This is a genomic window from Emticicia fluvialis, assembly GCF_024793945.1.
Lineage (GTDB): Bacteria > Bacteroidota > Bacteroidia > Cytophagales > Spirosomataceae > Emticicia > Emticicia fluvialis.
In genome coordinates, this window is sequence record NZ_JANUSD010000013.1 from 148823 (window position 1) to 173625 (window position 24803).

The following is a 24803-nucleotide window of genomic DNA, read 5'->3' on the forward strand; positions in this document are numbered from 1 at the left end:
AAGCTTAAGAATATTCGGCAGGATTTTATTTCTGCTATTTTTGAGCCTTGCCTCTCTGGGTGTTAATGGCAAAGACTCAACAGGGGTTATTCTGTTGAACTACGACGGTAACTGGCAAATGAAAAATATGCCCCCCGGTTTGAGTTATTATCAGGATAAAAGCCGGCAGCTCACACTTAAAGAATTACTAACCAGACCCGAAGCCTATCATTTTAAACAAACCAAAGGCAATGCGCCTACTTTCTGGGCAAGAGGTAACCCCTTCTGGTTTAAGTTCAGGCTAAAAAACTCTACAGGTATTGACCAGAGCTTCATAATAGACCTGCCTACGCCTCTTTATGACGAAGCCAGATTTTACACCACCGAAAATGGCGTTATATTGTCAGACCACTTTCTTTCCTGGCAAACTCCGCAGCTTGCACGGGTAATTAAACACCGTAATTTTTTCTTTCCTGTTGTTTTAAAGGCAAACCAGGAGGTTGTATGTTATCTTAAACTTCAGACAGAGGTAGGGTCTATCTGGGCGCCGGTCAATATCTGGGAGCGGAACATTTTCGACTACTACTATTATTCAACAGACTACCACACTTGGGGCTTTGTAATTGGCATTTTGCTGTTTGTGGTTTTTATGTCTTTTCTGCTTCTTTTTGCTTTTAAAGACATGCTCTATTTTTTTTATGCCTTGTATGTACTTATGGCGCTTGCTTTTGTTGCTACCTCGCAGGGGTATTTCATAAGGTATTATGTAGATGGCTCCTTTGGTGTGCAGGGCAACCGCCTCCGATACGTCGCCTCGCTTTTATTGCTTATAGCCGGGCTTTTTTTTATCAGAAAGTACCTTCGCTGGGACCTCCTCAAAAACAAATATATCAACTACCTGCATATTGGTCTGATAACCATACTTACAGGCATGATTATGTTTTTATATGCCGACAGCCTGCTGGTACATGGCGAGTGGTTTAAGCGTTACATTAAAGTTGTAAATAAGGTACTTGGGCTGGTGTTCTGGATACCCACCACCTATGTTATGCTCAGCTCATTTTATTGTATCAGGATAGGCCATTACAGAAAAGAGGCCATTTATTTTCTTATTGCTAATTTACCCGTTGCGTTTATAATATTTTATTCTGCTTTAAGTAATTATGAAATAGTAAGAGGAAGCCGACTGGTTGAAATAGATTATTTTGCTTATGCTTATATTATTGAAATTGTATTTCTGATGGTTTTGCTGGCCTACCGGCTAAAGGCCATGCAAGATACCGCCGAGCAGCTTTTTCTTGAAAAAACCATAGCCCAGCAGCAGAGAACTGAAGCCATATTGCAGGCAGAAGAGAGAGAGCGGGTAAGAATTGCGCGCGACCTGCACGATGGCATAGGGCAGATGCTGGCCGCAGCCAGAATGGCTCTTGGTAACTTTATGGCAAAGAAAAAGGAAGAAAATGAACACATTCAAAGCTCGCTTGATTTGCTGGAAGAGAGCATCAAGGAGATACGGGAGATTTCTCATAACATGATGCCCGGTGCTCTGACAAAACTTGGCTTGTCTACCGCCCTCAAGCAGTTTGTTAATAAAATAAATTCGCTCGGAGAACTACAAATTGAATTGCAGATAATAGAATTAAAAGAAAGACTCAACGAAAAAATTGAAACCACCCTCTACCGTGTTGTACAAGAGGCTTTGAGTAATATTTTTCGTCATGCAGAGGCCACAAAAGTAAGCATAGAACTGGTAATACACGAAAAAGAACTGGTATTGATTATAGAAGATAACGGCAAGGGTTTTGATAACCAGAGAGTAGGGAAAGAAGGTATTGGAATTAAAAATGTGACCACAAGAGTAGAATATTTGAATGGAAGTGTTAATTTTGATTCAGCAATCGGAAGAGGAACCAGCGTAATTGTTGAAATTCCCCTCATTTGATTCGTTTGTAATGATAGCCGCCAAACTCAAAATTTTAATAGTTGACGATCATCAGATTCTGATTGATGGCATAGAAGCTATGCTCCAGGGTGTAGATAACTTTGAAGTTGTGGGTAAACTGCTCGATGGAAAACTTGCCTTGACTTATCTCTCTGATCACCCTGTTGATATCCTCCTCACAGACCTTTACATGCCTAAAATGACAGGCATTGAGCTTACTCAAAAGGTTAAGAAAGCATTTCCTGATTTAAAAGTCCTTGCATTGTCGGTTTCTTATGATGTTTCTATTGTTCATGACCTGATGGACGCGGGCATATCGGGCTTTATTCTTAAAACAATCGGCAGGAACGAACTGATTGATGCAATCAATGAGGTATCGAAGGGTAATGTTTATTTCAGCCGCGAGGTGTCTAATGAAATTCTCAGAAGCCTGGCCAACAGAAATGACCCCGAAGAAGAAATTTATCGTTTGTCAGATAGAGAAATTGAGATTCTGAAGTTAATATCCAGAGAGTTTTCTAATGCAGATATTGCCAAACAATTGTATATTTCTGAAAGAACTGTAGAAACCCACCGCAAGAATATTTACCGTAAAACCAATACCAAAACCATAGTGGGGCTCATAAAGTATGCCGTAGAACGCAAATTAATTTAATCAATACGTACTGGTACGGATGCGCGAGTTAAAAAATACCCTGAAATGGGTATTGGCCTGCAAAATAGTCTTTCCGATATTTGCACTATGAACACGAAGGTGTTATAGCCATGAAGACGACCTTCTGCATATTTAGTAAATCTGCTTAATAAAAATTTGATACATAGGTTCCAACCTTTCACCTGAAACTGGAATCATCGTATAATAAATTTTAATTTTAAGTAGTATATGAAGAAGTTTTTTTACGAGTATTTTGACGAAATTGTTGTTGTAATGTTTTTTATAACGATAGTAGCCATTAACGCCTGCAAGGCATAAACAGAGCTTTATCATAAAATCACCGGCCCGTTCGCAGGAGCCAACGGCTCGATGATTTTAATAATCAACAGCAGTTTGACGAGAGCAAAAGCAAGAGTCATCTGATTCTTGCTTTTCTTATTTTAGCACAGCTGATAGCCTTACAGCCTCTTTCCCGCTATCCACTTATAACTCATTTATTTTTTTAACGCCTGGTAGACTCGTACGTAGTCTACCTCCATGCGTTGCGGAAAAGTACTGTCATCAATGCCTTGCTGGCCTCCCCAACTGCCTCCTACGGCTATGTTCAACAGTAAATGAAACTTCTTGTCGAACGGCCATTCCGCCCAGCCGTAATTAGCTTCTCTGGTAAAGGTAAAATACTTGTTGCCGTCTATCTCTATACTTATTTTATCGGGTGTCCATTCGCAGGCATAAACATGAAAATCGTCTGAAACCCCGGGTACCACAACATTATTACCTTTATTGGTTTTTATAGTATGGTTAAAAGCCTTGGTATGGATATTCCCGTGTATCCGGTTCTGGTCGTATCCAACGTGTTCAATGATATCAATCTCACCATTATCGGGCCAGTAATTGGCGCCGTACGATTTCTCAGTGGCCAGCATCCAGGCTGCAGGCCAGGTGCCTCTTCCTTTGGGTAATTTGGCTTTTATTTCAAATCGCCCATACAAAAAATCAGCTTTGTTTTTAGTTACCAGCCTCGCAGATGTATAGTTATTGTTTTCAAATTTTTCTTTTCTGGCCTCAATAATTAGCACCCCGTTTTCAACACGCGCATTTTTTGCGTCTTTGGTATAAAATTGCTTTTCGTCATTTCCCCAGCCATTACCGCCCATGTCGTAACTCCATTTGCCGGTATCCGGCAACCCTGAATAGTTAAATTCATCTGCCCACACTGGTGCCGACTTATCTATTTCGTATTTTAATGTTCCTTCGGCATTTACCTCATTTCGGCCGGTTTTTTGGCAGGCAACATAAAGCAAAAGAACAGACAAACCTAAACTGAAAACAAGAGTTTTTTTCATGAGTAATAGATTTAAGAGCAATTTTAAACATTAAAAATCAGGCCACCCATTTAGGGGTTTTATTATTTACACCAAACGGAATAATTATGGGTTATAACGCCATTTTTTGAGCATGAAATCAAATTTGGTTAATGAAGCCCGTTTTTCAATTTCTTTTTGTTCATTTGTACGTTTTCAACCCTAAAGATAATTACAATTTCTATGAAACGCTTCATAATAATAATTTTTGCCATTGTGCTCATAATCACAGCATTTGTACTGAAAACCTTATGGAACGCAGGAACTTTTACAAAAATTGAGCCACATTTTAATGGAACAGTTAAAGAAGTACCAGGTTTTAATGGCGCAGAAGATATAACCATAGATAAAACTACCGGGCTGGCTTTTGTTTCGTCAGGCGGGTTTATTGCAAATGCGCCTAATGGAAACATTTTTTTGATTGATTTTACTCAGGAAGCTCCCAAACCTGTTAACCTTACAGCGCCATTAGCATTAACAGATTTCCATCCGCATGGCATTAGTTTGTTTCAATCGCCGGAGGGTGGAAAACGACTCTTTGTGGTTAATCATAAGAAAAACCGTACAAGTATTGAAATATTCAGTTTTCAAGACAGCACGCTGACACATCTGGAGACTATCAACAGTAATTTATTTGCCAGCCCGAATGATGTGGTGGCGGTAGGTGATAGGCAATTTTATTTTACTAACGACCACGATGAGGAAATTTCAGAATGGCGGTCAAAAAAAGATTTACTTCAGATACCCATGGGCAATGTGGGCTACTTTGATGGCAGCAAGGTAAAGATTATGGCTGATGGCTTTTTGTATGCCAATGGCATAAACGTAAGTAACGACGGGCAAAAGTTATATGTTGCGGCTACTTCGGGCCGAAAAATAGTAGTATTTGACCGGGATATCCTTACAGGAAATATAAAAGAAAGCAGTGAGATTGCCATTAACGGAGCCGACAATATTGAGATAGATGAATCGGGCGACTTGTGGGTGGGCTGTCACCCCAAATTACTGGCTTTTCTGGCTCATGCCAAAGACCACTCTAAATTATCACCGTCTGAAGTTATCAGCGTTTCTTTAAAAACTGGCACTCCGGCCATACAGAGTATTTATTTAAATGACGGAACACAACTTTCAGGCTCAAGTGTGGGTGCAGTTTGGCATAATAAACTGCTTATTGGGAGTGTTTTTGGCAATAAAGTACTTATATGCACACTGAAGCAATAATAATTGTTCAGCCTGTTTCATTCTGTCTATAGGCCTGGCCGGGTCATTTGCTTTTGGTTCAGAGAACAATGACATGGCCATTGATACCATTGCAGGTGTAAACCAAAGCTGTTAAAAAAAGAGCGTCCGTAAAACCGGTTTACGAACGCTCTTTGGACGAATGCCAAACAATTTGTCAGGCAAAAACACTTCTCATCAGATCAACGCTTTTTTTGACGCCTGTTTCCGGGTTTTCATTGCCTTCAAATTCTATAGATACATAACCCTGATAATTTACTTTTTTCAGTATATCTGCTATTCTTTTATAGTCAAGGTCAAGGCTATACCATACACCACCACCATAATAGGTTTTAGCCTGCACAAAGCTGGTTTGCGGGGCAATTTTTTCGAGCTTATCGTAAGGATTTTCCAAAAAATTACCAGTGTCCATCAACAAGCTCAGCCAAGGAGAATCTATTGCATTTTTAATTCTCAACATACCTTCCGGCGTTGAGCCAAGCCCCCAGTGGTTTTCGAGGGCAAGCAACACGCCACATTCTTCGGCTTTTTTCAGGCATTGCTGTATGCTGTCAATGCACCATTTAAAGGCCTCATCTTCGGTGTATCCGGCAATGGCAGGTTCAATGCCTCTTTTGGCCATAAATTCATCAAATGATTTGATGGTTCCCCAACGACCGGTATTTAAGCGCATACACGGAATCCCCATTTTATAGGCCAGTTCAATACAATGATTGGTATGGTCTATATGTTGTTTTAAAACCTCCTTGTCGGGCGATACAAAGCCCTGATGAATAGACAGGCAGGTCATGGCAATGCCATTCACAAACGCATGTTTTTTTAGCTTTTGCAGATACGCATTGTCTTCACCGGCCATCTGGCGATGCAACACATCAATGCCTTCAAGACCCAGCTTTGCGGCTTCATCAATCACTTTTTCAATCGGAAATTTCTCGCCTTTAAAGTGCCAGTAAGAATAGCTGGATACACTCAGCTTGATTTTCCCGGCTGGTTTAACTACCGGTTGTGCCTGAACCAGAGCAGGGGCACAAGCCGCCGCACTGCCAAGCGCTGCTGTTTTTAAAAAGTTTCGTCGGGTTGAATTCATGAGATTAAACAAAAATCAGGTTATGTTAATAGACTACGAATACAGCGTTGGCAAACAATAGTTTTCCTCCATACCAGAAACCCCTGAAAATCGGGTCGTCTGCCATGTACACAATTTTTCCTCTTCCTAATTCCTGCACCCCATGAACAAGGGTATTCTTCATTTTATCTTTGGCTTTCTGGCCTACAAATCCGGTTATATAGTTGTTGTCTTTCAGATAACCTACGTTCCATCCTTCTTTCAGATACTCAAAATTGTAGGGGTCACGGGCCAGCAGATAATAACTGCCATCAGTGCCATAGCCCAAAGGGTGGGTTTTATCGATCTCAACTTTATAAATGGCGCCAACCACCTGTTCAGATATACTCTCACGTTCTCTGGTGCCATAGGTTTTCAGTTCGGGTTTATCTTTGGCTTCGCCATCTTTTTTGCGTTTCAGACCAAACCCGTCTTTATCAGCAAAATAACTGGTGGCCGACTCCAATGCGATTACTTTTCCACCGCCCTGAATCCACTTTTTAAGAGCATCACCATTACCGAAAATTCTGTCGTAATTTCCATCTGCAAGTATTAAAACATCCAGTTGGTCTAATGGCACTCTTGAGAAGGTAGAACCCTCAATTACAGTTATAGGATAATTGATTTGTTGTTCAAAGAAATGCCACACCTCGCCAAAAGCCGTAGGAGAAATGCCATCACCTGATATAACCGCTACTCTTGGGTTTTTAAGTATATTAACAGAGCCTGAGCCAAAGTCGTTGCCCGTTGTAACCATTCCGGAGTTGGTAGCCAATAAGTTAATGCCAAATGCTTTAGCTGCCGACTGCACGGCTTTGTCGAACTCATCGCCCATGCGCAGGTTATTGGTTCTGGTTATGATAATAGACCCAATATCAAATTTTCGCCCGCCGGTTTCAAAAGCATTTTCATTAAAGCGAACCTTAATGCCTTTTGATAATATCTGCGTCAGAAACTTCACGTCTTCAAAAGAATTATACGTTGCCACATAGGCATAGGGTTTTCCGCCAACTGCTAATTCGGGTATGCTGTAATTAGGCTGAGAATTACCCGCAGATAGTTTTTCTTTTGAGGCAAATGCCTTTAAACCATAGGCATAAGGCATACCCCAGGCAGTGATGTCGTAAGTTAGTGAGTCTTCCAGCATGGTTTTAGGCTCAAAAAGAATCTTTACAAAAGTGCCTTTGGGCTGGTAGGTACTCACAATTAAATCGTTCGCTTCTACTTTAAAACTCTCTTCTTTCAGGTTCTGATAGTTAACACCAGTGGCAGACGTTTCTTTGCCTGCATACCCGTATGTAATATTCAGTTTATCAAGCAGGCCTGTTAAGGCTTTTACTTTTGCCTCGCTGCCTTTGCTTTTCATTACAAACGACTTATAAGTGCCAACAGGGTTATTTTTGTTGCGTTCAAAGAATTTTACAAATTCATCTACTGTTTTATCAGACCTTGATGAAATGGCTTCGAGAGTCGCCAGGCTGGCAGAAAAATGATGAGCAATACGGTAAGATAGTGTTAGGGTGTCGCCGTCTTCTTTAGCTATCGCAATGCCGGCTCTGCCACCACCGCCTTGCTCGTAGGTCATACCTATGGCGCCGTTATAAGAAGGGTAGGTGTCGCCGTAGCTTGGGTAAAGCAGGTCATAATTTTCTTTTGAAAAATAGAGCCAGTAGTTTTTGTCGAAATATTTTTTGTTGTATTCGCCTATGGTTTGCTGAAACTCTCTTTGCCAGGCTGTCAGATCTTCGTGATAAGGTTTGGCTGATGGCGGAAAGTAATAAGGGCTGCTGACACCCATTTCATGGAAGTCGGCATGCAGATGCGGCATCCACTGGTTATAAATTTTCAGGCGCTGAGTCGATATCTCCTGTGTTTGCCAGGCCCAGTCACGGTTTGGGTCAAACAGGTAATGGTTAAAACGCCCTCCGGGCCAGGGTTCATTATGTTCAGCTGCAAACGGGGTAGCATTAAATACTTTGCTGGTTACCCGGTTATACCATTGTGCATAGCGGTCTCTGCCGTCGGGGTTTATACAAGGGTCAATCAGTACAACTGTATTTTTTAATATGTTCTGGGTAACGCTGTTGCTTTTATTAAGCATTTCGTATAATACTTGCATTACGGCCTCAGAGCTTACGGCTTCATTGCCATGAACGTTGTAGCTCAGCCACGCAATAGCTGGCACTTTGGTGGTTGGTTTGCCTTCCAGAAGGCCAATACTTTTAAGATTGGATGTGCGGATGTCTTCCAGCTTTGACAAATTCTCCGGAGTGGCAATGGCTACCAGTATAAGCGGGCGGCCTTCAAAGGTGGTGCCGTAATCGAAAATTTTCACTTGTGTCGGATTCTGTGCAGCTACGTGTCTGGCATAATCTACAATGCGGTGGTGGAAACTGAATTTGGTTCCGAGTTTGTAACCAAGAAATTCGTCGGGTGTTTTAGTGTTCTGGGCCTGTACCCACAATGTGTTAATGAAGAGGAATAGAAACAAAAAGCTTTTTTTCATGTCTTACGTTCAGAGTAGTTTTTTACATGCACCAAATATAATGTTTTTAGCTTTGAAAATGGGGCTGAAAAAAAAAATTGAAAATATTTTACTTTTTTTTTGCCCAACTATTGCATTGTAAAAAAATTGCCGTACTTTTGCACCACAATTTACAAACGCAGACGATAAATGGAACCAGCCGGCCCTATCGTCTAGCGGTTAGGACAAGTCCCTTTCACGGATTAAACAGGGGTTCGATTCCCCTTAGGGTCACAAATCGCTGCGATATTGAAATTGTAAGAGCCTGGTAATGAGACAATTATCAGGCTCTTGTTTTTTAAAATCTTCAAGAGAGAATTTTTCAATATCAAAAATCACAGGATAAATTTTCAGGAGAAGAATTTCAGCCAAACACCTAGCTAATGCAATTTTTTATTTCGGCATGACTTTGATAGTTGATAGATTTTTTTCATAATTAACATTGCGCGATTGTTTTATCTGGTTGTTTAACGCGTCTCTTTCTTTAGTTTTCAGCAATTGTAAGTAAGTGTTTGGGCAGTCAGAAAGTAGCCATAACTTATAGTTCAGATTAAAATTTATTAAATTATCAATAAAGTTTAATTCGGGGCGTTCGTGAAATAGTACTTTTCTGTTGTGTAGTAGTATTAATTGTTAAAAATCAATAACTGAGTTCAGATTTAATTTTTTATTAATTCATAATTGTCCAAATTTGTGAAATTTTTCACCCTAAACACAAAGTAGATTAGTGTATGAAAACCCCTTCTAAGTTTCTATTTTTAATTGCAGCAGGTATTTTTATGTCGTCGTGCGTGGCTAAGAAAAAATTTGTTAGTCTTCAACAACAATACGACAAAGCCCAGGCAGATTTAGTAAAATGTGGCGACACCGTTCAGGATTATAAAGATCGTCTTTCAAAATCTGAGCAAGACAGAGTTAATCTTGGTAACACGTCACAATCTGAAATCAAACAACGTGATGCACAAATCAAAGATTTGAAAGATCAGGTAACAGATTTGAAAGGCCTACGCGACAAACAATTGGAGCAGGTAGGTAACCTTACTGTTCTTTCTAAAGCTGCTAATGATAATATTGATAAAACTTTGGCTCAATTAGAGAAAAAAGACAAGTACATCAACTTGTTGCACGCTGCCAGAACCAAAGCTGACTCAATTAATCTTGCTTTGGCCGTTAACCTTACCCGCGTGCTTAGCTCAGGAATTGAAGATAAAGATATTGACGTGAAAGTTGACAAAACTGTTGTCATGATTAATATCTCAGACAAAATGTTGTTCTCTAGCGGAAGCTTCAAATTGTCGAGCAGAGCAAATGAGGTTCTTGGTAAAATAGCACAGATTATCAAATCTCGTCCTGATCTTGAAGTAATGATTGAAGGTTACACAGATAACGTTTCTATCAATACTGACTGTATCAACGATAACTGGGATTTGAGTGTGAAAAGAGCTACTTCTGTAGTGCGTTCGCTTCAAAATAACTTCAAAATTGATCCGAACAGATTAATCGCTGCCGGTAGAGGTGAATTCAATACCTTAACAAGCAACGATAGCTCTGAAGGTCGTGCGGCTAACCGTCGTACAAGAATCATTCTGATGCCTAAATTGGATCAGTTCTACGACTTGTTGAATCCTGAGAAATAAGATTCAAAGTTAATGATATATACAGAAAAGAGCCGGATGGGGGTACCCGTCCGGCTCTTTTGGTTTGTAATAATTTTACTAAAGTTATTTCATTAGTTTTAAATGTGTGTAAGCAACGCCAATAACTATGGCCGGAACCAGAATTGAAAACAAAGTCCACATTCCTGCGCTAATGAGCACAATCTGGTTTATGAGATGAAAACCTGCATATACATACAAACCCCATTTTCGTAATAGCCATATACCACCGGTACCCAGGTAGCTGGCCGCCACTGAAAAAGCCAGATACGGAGGATACCAGGGGCCAACTGCTTTGGTAGTGCTGTAAAATATAAGAGGCACCGTTAATGTTGCCCAAACAAAGGCAACTGTACAAATAAAAGTAATGGCCGCAGGCCGGTTGGTTTCGGATGATTGATTCATGATTTAAACGATATTATTTCTTGCGCAATGCCTTAAATTCAGAGCCTTCTTTCCATTGTGGCCAGGTGGTTTCAAAGGCCAGTCTTTTACCAATCTGAAACAAAAGGATGGTGTCCTCCAGTCCGCCTTCCAGTTTCCAGGTTGCGGCATCGTATTGGTCGGTAGTCTGATGATAAAATTTTTCTGTGTATAATTCCTGTTGCTTTTGTCCGTATTCTTTTCCTTTTGCAACTTCGTCAATGCCGCTTCCGGTTGTTAAGGCTGGTATACCTGCTTTCGCAAAGCTGAAGTGGTCTGAGCGGAAGTAGTGGCCTGCCTCCGGGTGCGCTTCAGGCGCAATGTATCTGCCTTTGCTTTCTACTTCTTTTTTTAGATAGTCTTCAAGTTCCGACTGGCCCTCGCCGGCAATTGAAATGTCTTTGGTTCGGCCAAAATTATTAATAACATCAATATTCAGATTCCCCACTGTTTCATTAGCCGGAAAAACCGGATGTTGTGCATAGTAAGCTGAGCCCAGCAGGCCTTGTTCTTCGCCGGTAACAAATAAGAAAACAATGCTTCGTTCAGGTTTATTTTTAAGGCTTTTAAAAGCACGGGCAATTTCCAGTACAGCGGCCGTTCCGCTGGCGTTATCAAGCGCACCATTGTAGATTGAATCTCCTTTGGCATCCGGTTTGCCAATACCGAAGTGGTCCCAGTGAGCGCTGTAAATAATGTATTCGTTCGGGCGCTTGCTACCGGTTATTTTACCAATTACGTTTTTAGACTCATTAAATACAGCTTTTACTTTCATTGAGGTTGAAACTTTAGCTGGTAGTGCCACAGGCTTAAAGCCTTTTTGGTTTGCTTTTACGAGAAGCGCTTCACCATTGCTAACGGTGTTCAATAGTTTTTTTGCTGCGGCCTCGGTTATCCACCCTTCAACAGGGCAACGGTATTCTTTGCTTCCGCGTGTGTCTAAATGCTGCTGCGACTTTCCCCATGAGTTCTGAACAACGCTGAACGGATAAGATGCCGCTTTTTCGTTATGAACAATCAGGCAGCCTTTGGCGCCTTGTCTGGCAGCTTCTTCAAACTTATAGGTCCAGCGGCCATAATAAGTCATTTCTTTTCCTTTAAAAAGGGTGGTGTCTCCTGTGCTAAAGCCGGGGTCATTTACCATTACCAGCACAACCTTTCCTTTTACATCAAGGCCTGCGTAGTCGTTCCAGTTATATTCCGGGGCAACTACGCCAAAACCTGCAAACACCACATCACTTTTTTCAACAGAAACAACAGAATCAGTATTTTCTGTCCAGATAACATAGTCTTCCATGTTTTTAAGGCTGAAATTCCCTTTGCCAGTGGTTACTAACATGGCAGGGTCGCAGGTCGGGGTTATTTCAACCATAGGCACCTTCTGAAAATACTCACTACCGTTTCCGGGTTCAATACCCATGTTTCTGAGCGACTGCGTCAGGTATTCTACCGTTCTGGTTTCGCCAATGGTAAACGGGCGACGTCCCTGAAATTCGTCAGAAGAGAGTTTTACAATATGTTTAATCAGGCTATCCTGACTAAAAGCGCTTAAACCATCCTGTTCGTCAACCGAACTCTCAGTTTTACTGCATGACAGCGCTAAAGCAATGATAAAAGCTGTTAGTGTGCTTGAAAATATTTTATTCATAATGGTAAAATGCTGAATACCCAGGCACATTGAATTGTTTCTTGCGGCACCTGTGGTTATTAAATGAGTGTGTCCTCAAATATACAATAAAAATTGTTCTGCTAATGATGCCCGCCTCGCTTAGGCGGCTTGTGCTATTCAGCTGTATGCCATACAGGCGTAAATCAAACGCGTTTAAAGATAGTTTTCTACATATAGCTTAATCAGAGATTCAACCTGAATGGCAGTTGAAATAGCAAAAGAGTTCTAACTTTATAAATTAAGGTAAGTTTCATTGCTCTTTTTACCCAATTTAGGGTCTTATAACCAATCTTATAAATGGCTGGTTAATTAAACCAAAGCACATTTCAGATACCAGCCCGGGTTTTGTTGTACTTTAAAACTGATAGGTACGTTTTAAACCATTGTAGTACTACCATACATTTAATGTATATTTTATATTTACTCAAACCAACGGCAGTACTCTTTGATTATCTTTGCGCTTCTTAAAACAAATTATTTTTTCGGATGAAAAAACTTCTGATAGCTGGTTTTATATATCTAAGCTCAGTTTGCTGCCTGGCGCAAACTGCAAAAAAGGCCGTATTTGTAATTGTAGACGGGATTCCGGCCGATGTGATTGAGAAATTAAACAAACCAAATCTTGACTCAATTGCGAAAGCAGGCGGCTATGCCCGGGCTTATGTAGGAGGTGAAAAAAAGAGTTATTCGCAAACACCTACCATTTCTGCTGTTGGCTATAACAGTCTGCTGACAGGCACCTGGGTAAACAAACATAATGTGTGGGGAAATGATATTAAAGCCCCCAATTATAACTACTGGACTATCTTCCGTTTCCTGAAAGAGCAGTACCCTAAAAAGAAAACGGCTGTGTTTTCTACATGGTTAGATAACCGTACCAAACTAATAGGCGAAGACCTGCCGCAAACAGGTAATATAATGACCAACTACCATCTGGACGGGCTAGAGTTAGACACTGTTAATTACCCACATACCAAAGACAGTAAGCATATTAACCTGATTGATGAAAAAATTACAGATGCTGCCGCACAATCTATCAAAACCGATGCAGCCGATTTAACATGGGTGTATCTGGAGTATACCGACGACATGGGCCATAAATTTGGCGATAGCCCGCAGTTTTATTCTGCCATAGAGCAAATGGATAAACAGGTTGGGCGTTTATGGCAGGCTATTCAGTACAGACAGAAAAATTTTAAGGAAGACTGGGTGATTTACATAACTACTGACCACGGTCGTGATGCCGCAACCGGAAGGGGGCACGGTGGGCAGTCGGACAGAGAAAGAAGCACCTGGGTAGTAACGAATGCCAGAAACCTGAATCCATATTTTAGTCAGTTCAAACCCGGTATTGTTGATATTATGCCGTCTATTGCCTCTTTTCTGAATATAACAATTCCGCGTGAGCGTTTATTTGAGATTGATGGTGTATCGCTTGTGGGTAAGGTATCTGCGGTGCAGCCGACTGCTTCGTTTAATGATGGCAAAATTACCTTAACCTGGAAAGCCATTGACAAAAAAGGACAAGCCAAAATATGGCTTAGTACTACCAATTATTTTGAAAACGGAAAAACGGATAATTATCTGTTAGTTAAAAAAGTGCCGGTAAGCGCGGAAAAAGCCTTGATTGATGTGAGCCAGTATAACTCAGGTTTTTTTAAGGTGGTAATTGAAATGCCTCACAATACCCTTAACCGTTGGGTGGTATTAGAAAAGAAGAACTAACCAGATTTATATCTGTTTATTAAAAACAGTTTTATACCTAAAAAATATGGCCCTGTGGATATTCCGGGGCCATATTTTTTAGGTTGAATTATGAAAAGGCATCCGCTTAATATTGAAGAGAATGCCACACATGCAGCCTACTTTTTACTGATCTTAGCCTCTGCCAACTCTATTTTTTTATCAATCAACAGGTAAGATTTCACCAAGCTTTTATCAAAATCAATTATCTGGCTAACACCAATACCATCGGCCTCGGCCCAGGTAACAAACAGGTTATTACCTTCCATTTCTTTCTGATGAAATCTGTCGGTTTCCTGTCTGCCTTTTTCTTCGCCAAAAACACATTGCCAGTTTAAAGTGCTGTCAGTCAGTATTTTTACTTCATACCGGGCATCACCGTAATCATAAAGATAGGTTTCGCCAACCTCAAACTTGGTGTTTTTTATGAGCGAAATCTCTTCTCCTTTATCAATACAAGAAGCTAAAACTGCTATTAAACCAGCAGCGAAAATCGATTTTCTTACCAATTGCTTAGGCATAGGATAGGGTGTTTTTAAAGCTTGTTCAGGGTTTTATGTTATTATTCTAAAACAGTAAAAAAATACTATCGGAAGAACTTATTTTTTTGGGATAATGGCTGTGGCTTCAATTTCAATCAGTACATCTTCCCTATACAAATGGCTTACCTCCACCAGTGTGCTGGCCGGAGGATTCTGAACGTTAATAAATTTATCACGGATATCTCTGACAGTCTGAATTTTGCTTACGTCTCTTAAAAAATAAGACAACTTGGCCAGATGACTCATGTTTCCGCCCGATTCTTCAATTATATTCTTTATGTTTTGGAAGGTCTGCTCCGTTTGTGTGGCAAAGTCGTCTTTGCCTACAAGATTCCCCTGCTTATCTAAAGGAACCTGCCCACTGATCAGCAGCATGGTAGCATTGCCCAGGTCTATTTTGGCAACTTGTGAATAACCCCGGGGGGTAGCAACAGAAGAGGGATTAACTAATTTGAAGGTTTCCTGCGAGAATGAGGAAAAACTGATAACTAGAATGGGTAGAAAGAAAAATGGTTTCATTTATGCGAAATTTAAAACCTAAAATTAACATAAATGAAACCAAAATCAATTACATATACGTGTAAGTACCTTGCGCTGCCTGGTGTTTGAATCGCTCGAAGGCTTCTCTTTCCAGTTGTTCACGGTGGTCGGGGTGTGCCACCTTTATCAGTTCTTTGGCACGTTCAACCAGATTTTTACCATAAATATAGGCTATGCCATATTCTGTTACTACATAATGCACATGCCCGCGTGTAGTTACTACGCCCGCTCCTTCTTTCAGGTGCGTTACAATTTTTGTTTCGCCGTTTTTGGTTGCCGACTGCAAAGCAATAATTGGTTTTCCGCCTTCAGACAAGGCGGCTCCTCTGATAAAATCCATTTGCCCGCCAACGCCAGAATACATCTGGTAACCGATACTATCGGCACAAATCTGACCTGTAATGTCAATTTCTATAGCGCTGTTGATGGCCGTTACTTTCGGATTCTGACGAATGATAGATGTATCATTTACATAATCAACGGGTAGCATACTTATCAACGGATTGTCGTCAACAAATTTATAGAGGTGTTCTGACCCGTAAAGAAAAGTAGTAACTACTTTGCCCGGGTGTTTTTTCTTAAACCTGCCTGTAACTACGCCTTTTTCAATAAGGGGAATCAGGCCATCTGAAAACATTTCGGTGTGAATACCTAAGTCTTTATGGTTACCCAAGGCCGCCAGTACTGCATTCGGAATGTTGCCAATGCCCATCTGCAAAGTGGCGCCGTCTTCTACGAGTGAGGCAACATTATTGCCGATTTGTTTTTCAATTTCTGTAGGTTCGCTCCAGGTTACTGTAGGTAGCGGCTCATCAAAAGGAACAAGGTATTTAATTTTACTCAGGTGAATCTGCCCGTTTCCCCAGGTTCGGGGTACAAATTTATTGGCTTGCGCAATTACTACATCTGCCGATTCCAATGCGGCCAGTGTGGCATCTAATGAGGTACCAAGCGAACAAAATCCGTTTTTGTCAGGCAATGATACCGATATAAGGGCTACATTGAGCTTGATGATATTCTGCCTGAAAAGGCGGGGGATTTCTGACAAAAATACCGGAATGTAGCTACCACGCCCTTCGGCTATGGCTTTTCTTATATTTTTACCTATAAAAAACGCATTGGTATGAAAAATACCTTCGTATTCCGGCCGGGTATAAGGTGCATCGCCTTCTGTATGCAAATGGTACAGCTCAACATTCTGTAAATCGCCCGAACGCTTAACTAGTTGTTGCAGCAAATGCTGCGGCGCAGCTGCTACACTATGAACATATATTTTGTCGCCCGATTGGATAACTTTCAGGGCCTCGTCTGCTGATATAATGGTTGCCATTGTAGGATTATGAACTTTTACGGGTGCAAAATTCAGGCATAAAACTTTTAGTGAATATGATAATGGTCAGTAATTAGCCTGCTTTATCTCCTAATTCATAATCCTACAACTGGTTTTACAGCAGTTTGTTTAAAGTATAACAAATCAGATTGTTGAACAAGTATCGGTCATCATCAGTTTTTATATCTCCGGTTCTCAATTCATATACATATCCGGGTTTTAATTCTGTCAGCTCAATTGATACCTTTTTGCGGTCTGGCGAAAGTGTAATTGATTTTACCGATACTTCCTGCACATCAAACTGCTTAGAGCCATAAGCCTGGTGGTATTCGTAATAGAAGCGTCTGAATTTGTAGTTAGCTATGTTGCGTGCTGCCTCTTCATTCAAAGGAAGCGTGAATGTTAAATCAAATCCGGTTTTGGTAAGGTGCATAGACATTACATCCAAATGGGTTTTGCCTTTCCAACTGATACGCTGAATGCCTCTTGAACCAGCCCAGCCGTGGTCGTTCTGGCCTACCCAAAGGCTACCGTCAGGCGCAAACACCAACCGGTTGTTGCCAATGCGCATTTTTGAGCCGAAGTTCATCGGTATGCAGGCACCTTGTAAATCTCCGCCTACCTCTTCCAGCAAAGTACGCATTACATACTTGTGGTCCATATCACCTACCATCATTTGTCCGGCAAAAGGTCCGAATTTCCCCTTGGTATTGTCCCAAACAGGCTGGGTAGGAGAGTTGGCAAAATAGCCATGCGGAAACTGGATTGATTCTTTGGTACGCATGCTGTCAAGCTGAGCCACCGGCAGTTTAATAGGCACTACCCTGGGAAAATCTTCTTTCCAGATTAATCCTGCCGGATGCCCATAGAATTTACCTTCTTCTACATGAAACAACTTGCTGGTGCCTAGCCAGTCTCCCTGGTTGTCGGTTACAAACAGCCTTCCCTGAGCATCAAATCCCAATGTATTGGGCGAGCGGAAACCCACAGCATACGGATGCAGCTTGCCGTCTTTGGTAAGCTTCATTATCCAGCCCCGGTAAGGTACGCAGGAATACATACGGCCTGGCCTTGACAGCGAGTCGTATTTTCCTCTTATTTCAGGGCGGATACCCGCACCATTTGAGGCAAGATTAAGCGCAATGTATAAATTGCCCTGTTTGTCTGCAACGGGGCCAAAGGCAAATTCATGGTAATTGCCAGACATCCCGAAGTCGTCTGTTACCGTCTGGTATTCATCGGCTACACCATCGCCATTCGTGTCTTTTATTCTGGTTAACTCCGGGCGTTGCATAATCAGAATCTCATGGTTGTTTACAACCAGAATCCCCAATGGGTCGTGCAGGCCTTCAGCAAACAACTTCCATTTTTGAGTCCTGGGGTTGTAGGTCATGATTTCTCCGCGGTGAAAACCAGCAATAAAACGACCATCTGGCATAAAGCCGATAGCGCCGGTTTCGGCAATGAGCCCTTCCGGAAGTGGTATATTTTCAACGGTATAATAATTGGCTGCCGAGTCTTTAGGAGCATTGGTTTGTCCCTCAGAAACGCCCGAATAAAGCAACAAGGCAAGCAAGGCTGTTATATATTTTACAATTTTCATTTTACTTCTGCATGGTTATGGTTACGCGTTGTGTACCTGCCGGAATTTTCAAAATTCCATCTTTAAATTCACCAGCCGAACTACGGTAGGTAATACCGTCATCAGTTTTAACTACAAAGAAAACGGGCTTGGTGTTATTTCTGAAAGCAAGGGTTCTGCTTAAACCTTCATTATCCGGTAGCAATTTCAGTGTTTCTTTTACTTCAATATCATTAATGAGGTATCTGAAAGTAGGTATTCTATTCGAGAACGAATATCCTTTAAAATCTACCTGTGGCAGGGCATCAGGGGTATTAATACGTAAGGGAAAACCAGTTTTGTCTCGCCAGTAAACTTCTCCTACTATTTTGGTCAGCTTACTGCCATTACCTTTCCAATGGTCGGTATTGTCGACAAATCCTCCAGACCATGCGTATCGCAAATAGCATTTTCCGGCATCAAAACAATAAGATTCGGTTTCACTCAGGGCAACAGCTATGGCAGCGGGGCTGCAGTCTGGCATAAAAGTACGATAATACATAGGATACCTGAGCGGGTAGGGGTGCGGCGACGGTACTGACGCCATCTGGTGGCCTGCGTGGCCAGCTGGCATGGCTGTTTTTAATCTTTGCGCCTCTGGTACATTCAAATCTTTTTCAAGTGGTGGCAGTGGTTTTGTTGTAACATACATGGCCCCGTACATTATATATCCATGCCCGGGGTATGTACAAACATAGGGGTACACGCCTTCTTTACCAACCATAAAAGTGATACTTTCCATTTTGCCGGGTTCAAGTATTCTGGTATTGGCAATAACCAGTGGCGTAGTGGGTACATAATCCATTTTGGCTCCCTTATCGGCCAGTTTCAGAGCCAGGTCTACCACTTTCAGGCGTGAGTCTGGCTGGGTAACCACAAGGTTATGGGCCATGTCGTCATGATTATCAAGCGTAATGGTTACCCTTGTGTTGGGGCGAACAGAAAAACGAGGCAGGTCAAACTGCAGGCCACCTAAAACTTTGATAACAATGGTGGTATCTTGCTGGGCAGAAACGGTGCCGGCCATGAAACATAGCCAAATAAATAAGCCTGGAAACCCAAGCTTAGCTGCTAAAGCGGTTTTTATCATATAAATTCAGTAGGGGGTGAATAAGTACTCAAAAATAGACAGTAAACATTATTTTTTCTATATTTACTATACTTAAATTTAATTGTACCACCCTGTTTATATGAAAATCAGATACAAGGTTCTGCTGGCATTATTTTTACTTTCTATCATTACCTATCTCGACAGGGTTTGTATGAATGTGGTGAGTAAGTATGTAAAATCAGACCTGGGGCTGGATAACGAATCTTTCGGATATGTGCTGGGCGCTTTCTCGCTTTCTTATGCCTTGTTTGAACTACCGACAGGTATATTAGGCGACAGGATCGGGCCACGAAAGGTGTTAACCCGGGTTGTTTTGTGGTGGTCTGGCTTTACAGCGTTAACGGGTACAGCCTTTCATTTTGTGTATCTGCTCTTGGTTAGATTTTTATTCGGCGTGGGTGAGGCAGGGGCATTCCCGAATGCTTCTATTGTTATTTCCAGGTGGTTTCCTTCTGTAGAAGTTGGCAGGGCTCAATCTGTAATATGGGCAGCCGGAAGGCTGGGCGGTGCCTTAACACCATTGTTAGTAATACCGCTGGTACATGCGGCCGGATGGCGCATGGCATTTTTTGTATTAGGGGCTGTTGGCGGGTTATGGGCAATAGTCTGGTATTTCTGGTTTCGTGATACCCCGTCTGAAATGCCTGGAGTTAGTGCTAACGAAATTGAAGAAATTGAATCAGACAGAAAAAAGACTATCACTCATCATAAAGTTGATTGGAAGATAGTTATCAAAAACCCCAATGTTTGGGGGCTGATGCTGATGTGCCACTTGTTTTTTTATGCGTCTTATTTCTTTACTAACTGGTCGTCAACCTATTTTCAGGAAGGCAGGCACATGAGCGAAGAGCAGGCTAAAAACTTTGTTTCTTTATCTTATTTTCTTGGGGCTATCGGGTGCCTGGCCGGTGGTTTTGCCAGTGATATAATAAGCGGAAAATACGGTTTAAAAATGGGGCGCAGAGTAGTAGGGGTGCTGGGTTTAGGTAGCTCAGGTATTTGCTTTTTAGCCTCAGGCCTTACGGCAGATAATGAAACAGCCGGGTACTTATTAGCCCTTTGTGTTTTGTTAAAAGACCTAACGCTGCCCGTGGCATTTGCGGTGTGCGTAGACATCGGTAAACAATACGCAGGCACAGTTGCAGGGGCCATGAATTTTGCCGGCCAGCTAGGTGGCTTTTTCATTACCATTATTTTTGGCATTATCGTTCAGCACACATCTGACTTTAATTACCCGCTATTTTTAATAGCGGGTTGTCTGATTGTGGCGTCTATGCTCTGGTTTTTGATTGACCCAACCAAAAATCTGGTTGTTGAAAAAGAAAACTAAATATTGCTGTAGTCTCGCTCAAGAATTGCCTGAATTGCAGCAATGTCGCTCTTACTGGTAAGGTCGGGCAGTACTTCAGAAATCGGAATGGTATAAATACTTTTGGGCGCTTCATTCGCCCACAGCCTTACCGTAACCGGAATTTCCTTTTCGTTACGAACCGGATGCAGTGGTGTTTTTTGCATAAACGGCAGCAAATCTTTGGCTGTAAATGCAAAGATATTCCAGCTGATGCCTATGCGCGGCATGGTGCTTACTATTTCTTCCCATTCTTCATCATTAGGTTTCTCTAATAAATCAGTCAGAAAACCATCTTCATCTTTTTTGATAATGGCACAATTGCGGGTTCTTTCAACTGTGTTCCCTGTGGAGTCCCAGTCAAGCATGGCATTAGGGAAATCGCTTTCTGCCAGCATCTGAAAGGCCGAAACCGGATACAGGTTATCTCCGTTACAGGCAATGAAACGGCTATCTGCCCAGTCGGGGTGCTGTGCCAGTGCCTGCTCTATTGCATCGGTTGTACCCAGGGGTTTTTCTCTGCCTTCAGGTATGTGCTGACGTGCAAATCTGATATTTAGCCCCCAGTTATTGCCTGACCCAACTAATGTTTCGTAATGCGGTTGTGTTACGGTATCTTTTGGGTTAAGTAGCAGAATTACATCTTTTATACCCGCTCTGGCGGCATTATATAGAACGTAGTCAAGAAAGGGACGGCCATTTTTACCCAGGCCGATCATGCATTTGGGTAAGGTATTGGCTTGTTCAATGAGCTTGCTATCCAGAGAAGTGTCTTCAGCTAATGCCTTTTTCATTCGGGACGACATGCCCCCTGCCAGTATCAGAAGTTTCATTTATTGTGTATTGCTATTCAATTGTTGGCAAGATAATGATAATTGTTGAACCATGCCCAACTTCTGATTCAATAGATATCTTTCCGCGATGAATTTCGATAATTCTCTTCGTAAGTGGCAGGCCAATGCCGTGCCCGGAAACATCATGTGTATTAACAGAGCGATAAAATGGCTTAAAGATATGCTCCAGATCTTCTTCTGAAATGCCAGTGCCCTGGTCAATAAAACGTACCTCCACTTCTTTCCGTCGGGTATGTATGAGGGTCTGGCACGATGGGTCAAGGCTATATTTGCAGGCATTTTCCATAATATTCATAAATGCCATTTTCAATAGTGCAGCATTACCCATTACGGTTATATCTTCCGACTCCGGCACTTCTTCAAAATCTATATTAATATCGTAATGTGGTTTTTTCTGAATCAACTGGCCTCTTGCCTGCCATAGCAGGTCATCAACCCGTACTTCGCGCAAATCAACCAGATGCGCATCTGCATTGACCCTTACCAGTTCCAGCAATTCATTCACCAGTTTTATCATATCCTGTACCTCTGCTTTTGCAGAGTCAAGCACCTGGCGGTACTCATTGTTGGTTCGTTCTTTCATTAATGCCACCTCGGCCTGGCCCTGCATAATGGTAAGCGGTGTGCGAAGCTCATGCGTTACATAAGATACAAAGTTTCGTTGCTGGGTGTAGGCAAATTCGAGCCTGTCGAGCAAATCATTGAAAGTACGCGCCATCTGGCCTACCTCATCATTCAGATTGGCCTCTGGTAGCCTTTGGTTAGAGTCGTGTGCTGTAATCAGTTCCATCCGGTCGGCAATCCGGCCAATTGGTTTTACGTCTCGCTTCACAAAAAAACGCATCATCAGCACAATTACAATAATGGCAACTATGGTACCTACAATCAGCAGGTCTCTGAGTCTTTCCTGTTTGGCATAGCCGAAGTCGTCAATTGCAGATGCAGAAAGTATGACCTTCTGGCTTGTTTCCGGAATTTCATAAATGAAAAGAATCCGGTCTTTATCGAGGCTATCGATAGAGACTTCTTTTTTCTTCAGTACCTTTCTTAAGAGGTCGGGGCTTATGGGTTGCTCGGTAGGGGAGGCATAAATGGTTTTTCCACTGAGTGTATATATGCCATTGGCCTCTTCGGTCATCCTGAACTCAGAGTTTATTTCAATTCTTTCCAGAATCTGCGGGGTAAGTGAAGAACTGTCAGCAAGTAATCGCTCGCGGGAAATAGCATTTTGTTTCAGAATTTTCAAAAACTCTTTCTGGCGGAAATCAGCATAAAAATTATAGATGACGATAGAGAACGCACCAAACAATATTGACACAATTAATGAAGCACGAAGGGGCTGTCTGTCTACAATTTTCATTACTGGCTGTTAATCTTCTTTCAGGATGTACCCCATACCAACTACGGTGTGGATTAATTTTACCGGATAATCTTTATCTATTTTTTTTCTTAGGAAATTGATATACACATCAATTGTATTGGTGCCTGTATCAAAATGAATATCCCATACTTTTTCAGCTATGTCTACTCTTGACACCACCCTTCCTCTGTTTCTGATGAGATACTCAAGCAGGGCAAATTCGCGGGCTGTCAGGTCAATTGTATGGTTATTTCTGCGAGCCACTTTTTCGTTCAGGTCCAGCTCTAGGTCGGCCACTTTAAGGATATTCTGTTGAGGCATCATATCGCTGGACCTCCGCTGCAAAGCCCTGAGCCTGACCAGTAACTCTCTGAACTCAAATGGTTTTACAAGGTAATCGTCGGCGCCTGCTCCGAAACCAACCAGCTTATCATTAATGCTGCCCATGGCAGTAAGCATCAGAATAGGGGTCGATAGCTGCTCCTGGCGCAATTGCTGGGCCAGGTCAAAGCCGTTTATTTTGGGTAGGTTTACGTCAAGAACCAGTACATCATACGGGTTACTAAGCGCCATATTTCTTCCTATCTGGCCATCATAGGCAATATCTACATTGCAGGCATTTTCTTCAAGGCCTTTTTTTACAAATTCGGCTAATTTGGGCTCGTCTTCAACTACTAAAACTCTCATATCGTTTGGCATAATCGTATTAAATTTTAAGTTAGTTAATTAATTAGATAAAATAAAACCTCTTAAAATTTTATTTGTACCTTCTTTGATGCCGGGCAACAAAAAAGGCTTTTTGATTTACGTTGGCAAAGTTGAATGAAACACATGAATATAGTTTTAATACAAGATTAAAAAGCCATTAAAAGGCGTGGCGAAGCAGTTGGTTAACTTGTTTCAGGCAAAAAAAAAGCTGGGTCAAATTGCCCAGCCTTTGTCCTATTGAATCCACACAACTTTTATGAAAAAACTATATTACGTATTTAATTTCTGATACAAAATTATGGGCAGGCATTAAAATTGATATTAAGAGCGGGTTAAAAAGCGATTAAAATGGGGGGTATGGGCAAAAAAAAAGGACTGGAGTAAATGACTCCAGCCTTTCCCGCTACTAAATCCACACAACTTTTATCTTTAATATTTTTATTACTACCCTTTCGGGTTTTGGTATCAATGTAAAGATTCTGAAACGCTACCACTTAATCAGTTTTCTACCACATATTTCAGATTCAAATATAAAAACGAAAATAATAACTAGCCAAGTATTTTTTTAATTATTTATTTTTCACAGCACAAATGTAAAAAAAAGTCTGGTAAAAAAACAAGAATTTTTATAATTTTCTTGTACTTGCTTCGTTTGGCAGGCCCTTAAGTCCGATTAATTTTTCAAATTTATTCAAAAATAATTACTGTACAAAAATAATATTTTGTCGAATAATAAGACAAATCACCATATTTTGTCTACGAAAAATTTAAAGGACCTGTTAAATATTCATTTCTTAGCTGCAAGTAGGCCAGTTTTAAGCAATTTCAGCCATTTTTGGCTACTTGTCTATACAAATAGTATAACTTGTATAGACAAATATACTAATATGCCGTCAATAATAAAATTTTCTTTTTTTATGCTAATTTACTTTATACTATTGGTTGTGAAAACCGCAGTGGCTATTCTGGGATCAAACCTAAAAGTTGTGGGGCGATAAAATAATTGTGACCTTTGCATTTTACCAGAAGAACAGATGCAAGAAAGTTATAAGGATATTTTGAAGTTATTACTGCCTGCCATTATTATTGAA

General features: G+C 41.3%; 19 protein-coding genes and 1 tRNA gene. 7 read left to right on the plus strand and 13 right to left on the minus strand.

Going from position 1 to position 24803, the window contains the following annotated elements; all coding sequences use genetic code 11:
• The first annotated feature begins 40 nt into the window (after positions 1-40).
• On the plus strand, positions 41-1921 hold the full coding sequence (locus tag NZ848_RS15835; protein WP_259016332.1) for a sensor histidine kinase: 1881 nt from the start codon (positions 41-43) through the stop codon (positions 1919-1921).
• Positions 1902-2576: a response regulator gene (locus NZ848_RS15840; RefSeq protein ID WP_253534297.1), complete on the plus strand. Its 675-nt coding sequence runs from the start codon at positions 1902-1904 to the stop codon at positions 2574-2576. Before NZ848_RS15835 ends, NZ848_RS15840 begins: the two co-directional genes overlap by 20 nt.
• A 494-nt stretch (positions 2577-3070) precedes the next feature.
• Here the strand turns inward: NZ848_RS15840 and NZ848_RS15845 are convergent, their stop codons facing one another.
• The gene (locus tag NZ848_RS15845; RefSeq protein ID WP_259016333.1) at positions 3071-3922 is read right to left on the minus strand and encodes a glycoside hydrolase family 16 protein; all 852 of its coding nucleotides are present in this window, start codon (positions 3920-3922) and stop codon (positions 3071-3073) included.
• Between the two features lie 201 nt (positions 3923-4123).
• Between NZ848_RS15845 and NZ848_RS15850 the strand changes: the two genes are divergently transcribed.
• On the plus strand, positions 4124-5161 hold the full coding sequence (locus NZ848_RS15850) for an SMP-30/gluconolactonase/LRE family protein (protein WP_259016334.1): 1038 nt from the start codon (positions 4124-4126) through the stop codon (positions 5159-5161).
• A 175-nt stretch (positions 5162-5336) separates the two neighbouring features.
• On the opposite strand, the gene NZ848_RS15855 is transcribed toward NZ848_RS15850, so the two are convergent.
• A complete protein-coding gene (locus tag NZ848_RS15855; protein ID WP_259016335.1) occupies positions 5337-6266 on the minus strand; it encodes a sugar phosphate isomerase/epimerase family protein in 930 nt (309 codons plus the stop codon).
• Between the two features lie 25 nt (positions 6267-6291).
• Entirely contained in the window at positions 6292-8790 is a 2499-nt protein-coding gene (locus NZ848_RS15860) for a M14 metallopeptidase family protein (RefSeq protein WP_259016336.1), read from the minus strand.
• A 180-nt stretch (positions 8791-8970) separates the two neighbouring features.
• On the opposite strand from NZ848_RS15860, the gene NZ848_RS15865 reads away from it, so the two are divergent.
• Together NZ848_RS15865 and NZ848_RS15870 are read left to right on the plus strand one after the other, a co-directional pair.
• Positions 8971-9042, plus strand: a tRNA-Glu gene (locus NZ848_RS15865).
• A 497-nt stretch (positions 9043-9539) separates the two neighbouring features.
• The gene (locus NZ848_RS15870) at positions 9540-10445 is read left to right on the plus strand and encodes an OmpA/MotB family protein (RefSeq protein ID WP_253534307.1); all 906 of its coding nucleotides are present in this window, start codon (positions 9540-9542) and stop codon (positions 10443-10445) included.
• A gap of 84 nt (positions 10446-10529) precedes the next feature.
• Here NZ848_RS15870 and NZ848_RS15875 read toward each other — a convergent pair whose 3' ends face one another.
• Both NZ848_RS15875 and NZ848_RS15880 read right to left on the minus strand, forming a co-directional pair.
• On the minus strand, positions 10530-10868 hold the full coding sequence (locus NZ848_RS15875; protein WP_253534308.1) for a hypothetical protein: 339 nt from the start codon (positions 10866-10868) through the stop codon (positions 10530-10532).
• A 13-nt stretch (positions 10869-10881) separates the two neighbouring features.
• Positions 10882-12534, minus strand: coding sequence for a M28 family metallopeptidase (locus tag NZ848_RS15880; RefSeq protein ID WP_259016337.1), 1653 nt, complete (start codon positions 12532-12534; stop codon positions 10882-10884).
• Between the two features lie 507 nt (positions 12535-13041).
• Here NZ848_RS15880 and NZ848_RS15885 point away from each other — a divergent pair.
• Positions 13042-14280, plus strand: coding sequence for an alkaline phosphatase family protein (locus NZ848_RS15885; RefSeq protein WP_259016338.1), 1239 nt, complete (start codon positions 13042-13044; stop codon positions 14278-14280).
• Positions 14281-14417: 137 nt separating this feature from the next.
• Here NZ848_RS15885 and NZ848_RS15890 read toward each other — a convergent pair whose 3' ends face one another.
• The 5 genes from NZ848_RS15890 to NZ848_RS15910 form a co-directional block, all read right to left on the minus strand.
• The gene (locus tag NZ848_RS15890; protein ID WP_259016339.1) at positions 14418-14819 is read right to left on the minus strand and encodes a MoaF-related domain-containing protein; all 402 of its coding nucleotides are present in this window, start codon (positions 14817-14819) and stop codon (positions 14418-14420) included.
• 78 nt (positions 14820-14897) lie between these two features.
• Complete coding sequence (locus NZ848_RS15895; RefSeq protein WP_259016340.1) at positions 14898-15359, minus strand: RidA family protein; 462 nt, start codon at positions 15357-15359, stop codon at positions 14898-14900.
• Positions 15360-15408: 49 nt separating this feature from the next.
• A complete protein-coding gene (locus NZ848_RS15900; protein ID WP_259016341.1) occupies positions 15409-16710 on the minus strand; it encodes an acetyl-CoA hydrolase/transferase family protein in 1302 nt (433 codons plus the stop codon).
• A gap of 115 nt (positions 16711-16825) precedes the next feature.
• Positions 16826-18313 carry a DUF7133 domain-containing protein gene (locus tag NZ848_RS15905; RefSeq protein ID WP_259016342.1) on the minus strand — a complete coding sequence of 496 codons (1488 nt, stop codon included), beginning with the start codon at positions 18311-18313 and terminating at the stop codon, positions 16826-16828.
• 1 nt (position 18314) lies between these two features.
• Positions 18315-19358, minus strand: a complete 1044-nt coding sequence (locus NZ848_RS15910; RefSeq protein WP_259016343.1) for a plastocyanin/azurin family copper-binding protein — start codon at positions 19356-19358, stop codon at positions 18315-18317.
• 163 nt (positions 19359-19521) lie between these two features.
• Here NZ848_RS15910 and NZ848_RS15915 point away from each other — a divergent pair, with 163 nt between their 5' ends.
• The gene (locus tag NZ848_RS15915) at positions 19522-20772 is read left to right on the plus strand and encodes an MFS transporter (protein WP_259016344.1); all 1251 of its coding nucleotides are present in this window, start codon (positions 19522-19524) and stop codon (positions 20770-20772) included.
• On the opposite strand, the gene NZ848_RS15920 is transcribed toward NZ848_RS15915, so the two are convergent.
• The 3 genes from NZ848_RS15920 to NZ848_RS15930 are packed head-to-tail and all read right to left on the minus strand — an operon-like array spanning position 20769 to position 23691.
• A complete protein-coding gene (locus tag NZ848_RS15920) occupies positions 20769-21623 on the minus strand; it encodes a sugar phosphate nucleotidyltransferase (protein ID WP_259016345.1) in 855 nt (284 codons plus the stop codon). The genes NZ848_RS15915 and NZ848_RS15920 overlap by 4 nt on opposite strands.
• 13 nt (positions 21624-21636) lie before the next feature.
• Entirely contained in the window at positions 21637-23004 is a 1368-nt protein-coding gene (locus NZ848_RS15925) for a sensor histidine kinase (protein ID WP_101725092.1), read from the minus strand.
• A 9-nt stretch (positions 23005-23013) separates the two neighbouring features.
• A complete protein-coding gene (locus NZ848_RS15930; protein ID WP_173830519.1) occupies positions 23014-23691 on the minus strand; it encodes a response regulator transcription factor in 678 nt (225 codons plus the stop codon).
• Between the last annotated feature and the right edge of the window lie 1112 nt (positions 23692-24803).

Excerpts from the sequence above, each read along its gene's own strand:
- NZ848_RS15845 (WP_259016333.1), bottom strand. The coding sequence starts at position 3,922 with ATGAAAAAAACTCTTGTTTTCAGTTTAGGTTTGTCTGTTCTTTTGCTT.
- NZ848_RS15850 (WP_259016334.1), top strand. The coding sequence starts at position 4,124 with ATGAAACGCTTCATAATAATAATTTTTGCCATTGTGCTCATAATCACA.
- NZ848_RS15855 (WP_259016335.1), bottom strand. The coding sequence starts at position 6,266 with ATGAATTCAACCCGACGAAACTTTTTAAAAACAGCAGCGCTTGGCAGT.
- NZ848_RS15860 (WP_259016336.1), bottom strand. The coding sequence starts at position 8,790 with ATGAAAAAAAGCTTTTTGTTTCTATTCCTCTTCATTAACACATTGTGG.
- NZ848_RS15870 (WP_253534307.1), top strand. The coding sequence starts at position 9,540 with ATGAAAACCCCTTCTAAGTTTCTATTTTTAATTGCAGCAGGTATTTTT.
- NZ848_RS15875 (WP_253534308.1), bottom strand. The coding sequence starts at position 10,868 with ATGAATCAATCATCCGAAACCAACCGGCCTGCGGCCATTACTTTTATT.
- NZ848_RS15880 (WP_259016337.1), bottom strand. The coding sequence starts at position 12,534 with ATGAATAAAATATTTTCAAGCACACTAACAGCTTTTATCATTGCTTTA.
- NZ848_RS15885 (WP_259016338.1), top strand. The coding sequence starts at position 13,042 with ATGAAAAAACTTCTGATAGCTGGTTTTATATATCTAAGCTCAGTTTGC.
- NZ848_RS15890 (WP_259016339.1), bottom strand. The coding sequence starts at position 14,819 with ATGCCTAAGCAATTGGTAAGAAAATCGATTTTCGCTGCTGGTTTAATA.
- NZ848_RS15895 (WP_259016340.1), bottom strand. The coding sequence starts at position 15,359 with ATGAAACCATTTTTCTTTCTACCCATTCTAGTTATCAGTTTTTCCTCA.
- NZ848_RS15900 (WP_259016341.1), bottom strand. The coding sequence starts at position 16,710 with ATGGCAACCATTATATCAGCAGACGAGGCCCTGAAAGTTATCCAATCG.
- NZ848_RS15905 (WP_259016342.1), bottom strand. The coding sequence starts at position 18,313 with ATGAAAATTGTAAAATATATAACAGCCTTGCTTGCCTTGTTGCTTTAT.
- NZ848_RS15910 (WP_259016343.1), bottom strand. The coding sequence starts at position 19,358 with ATGGCCGGCACCGTTTCTGCCCAGCAAGATACCACCATTGTTATCAAA.
- NZ848_RS15915 (WP_259016344.1), top strand. The coding sequence starts at position 19,522 with ATGAAAATCAGATACAAGGTTCTGCTGGCATTATTTTTACTTTCTATC.
- NZ848_RS15920 (WP_259016345.1), bottom strand. The coding sequence starts at position 21,623 with ATGAAACTTCTGATACTGGCAGGGGGCATGTCGTCCCGAATGAAAAAG.
- NZ848_RS15925 (WP_101725092.1), bottom strand. The coding sequence starts at position 23,004 with ATGAAAATTGTAGACAGACAGCCCCTTCGTGCTTCATTAATTGTGTCA.
- NZ848_RS15930 (WP_173830519.1), bottom strand. The coding sequence starts at position 23,691 with ATGAGAGTTTTAGTAGTTGAAGACGAGCCCAAATTAGCCGAATTTGTA.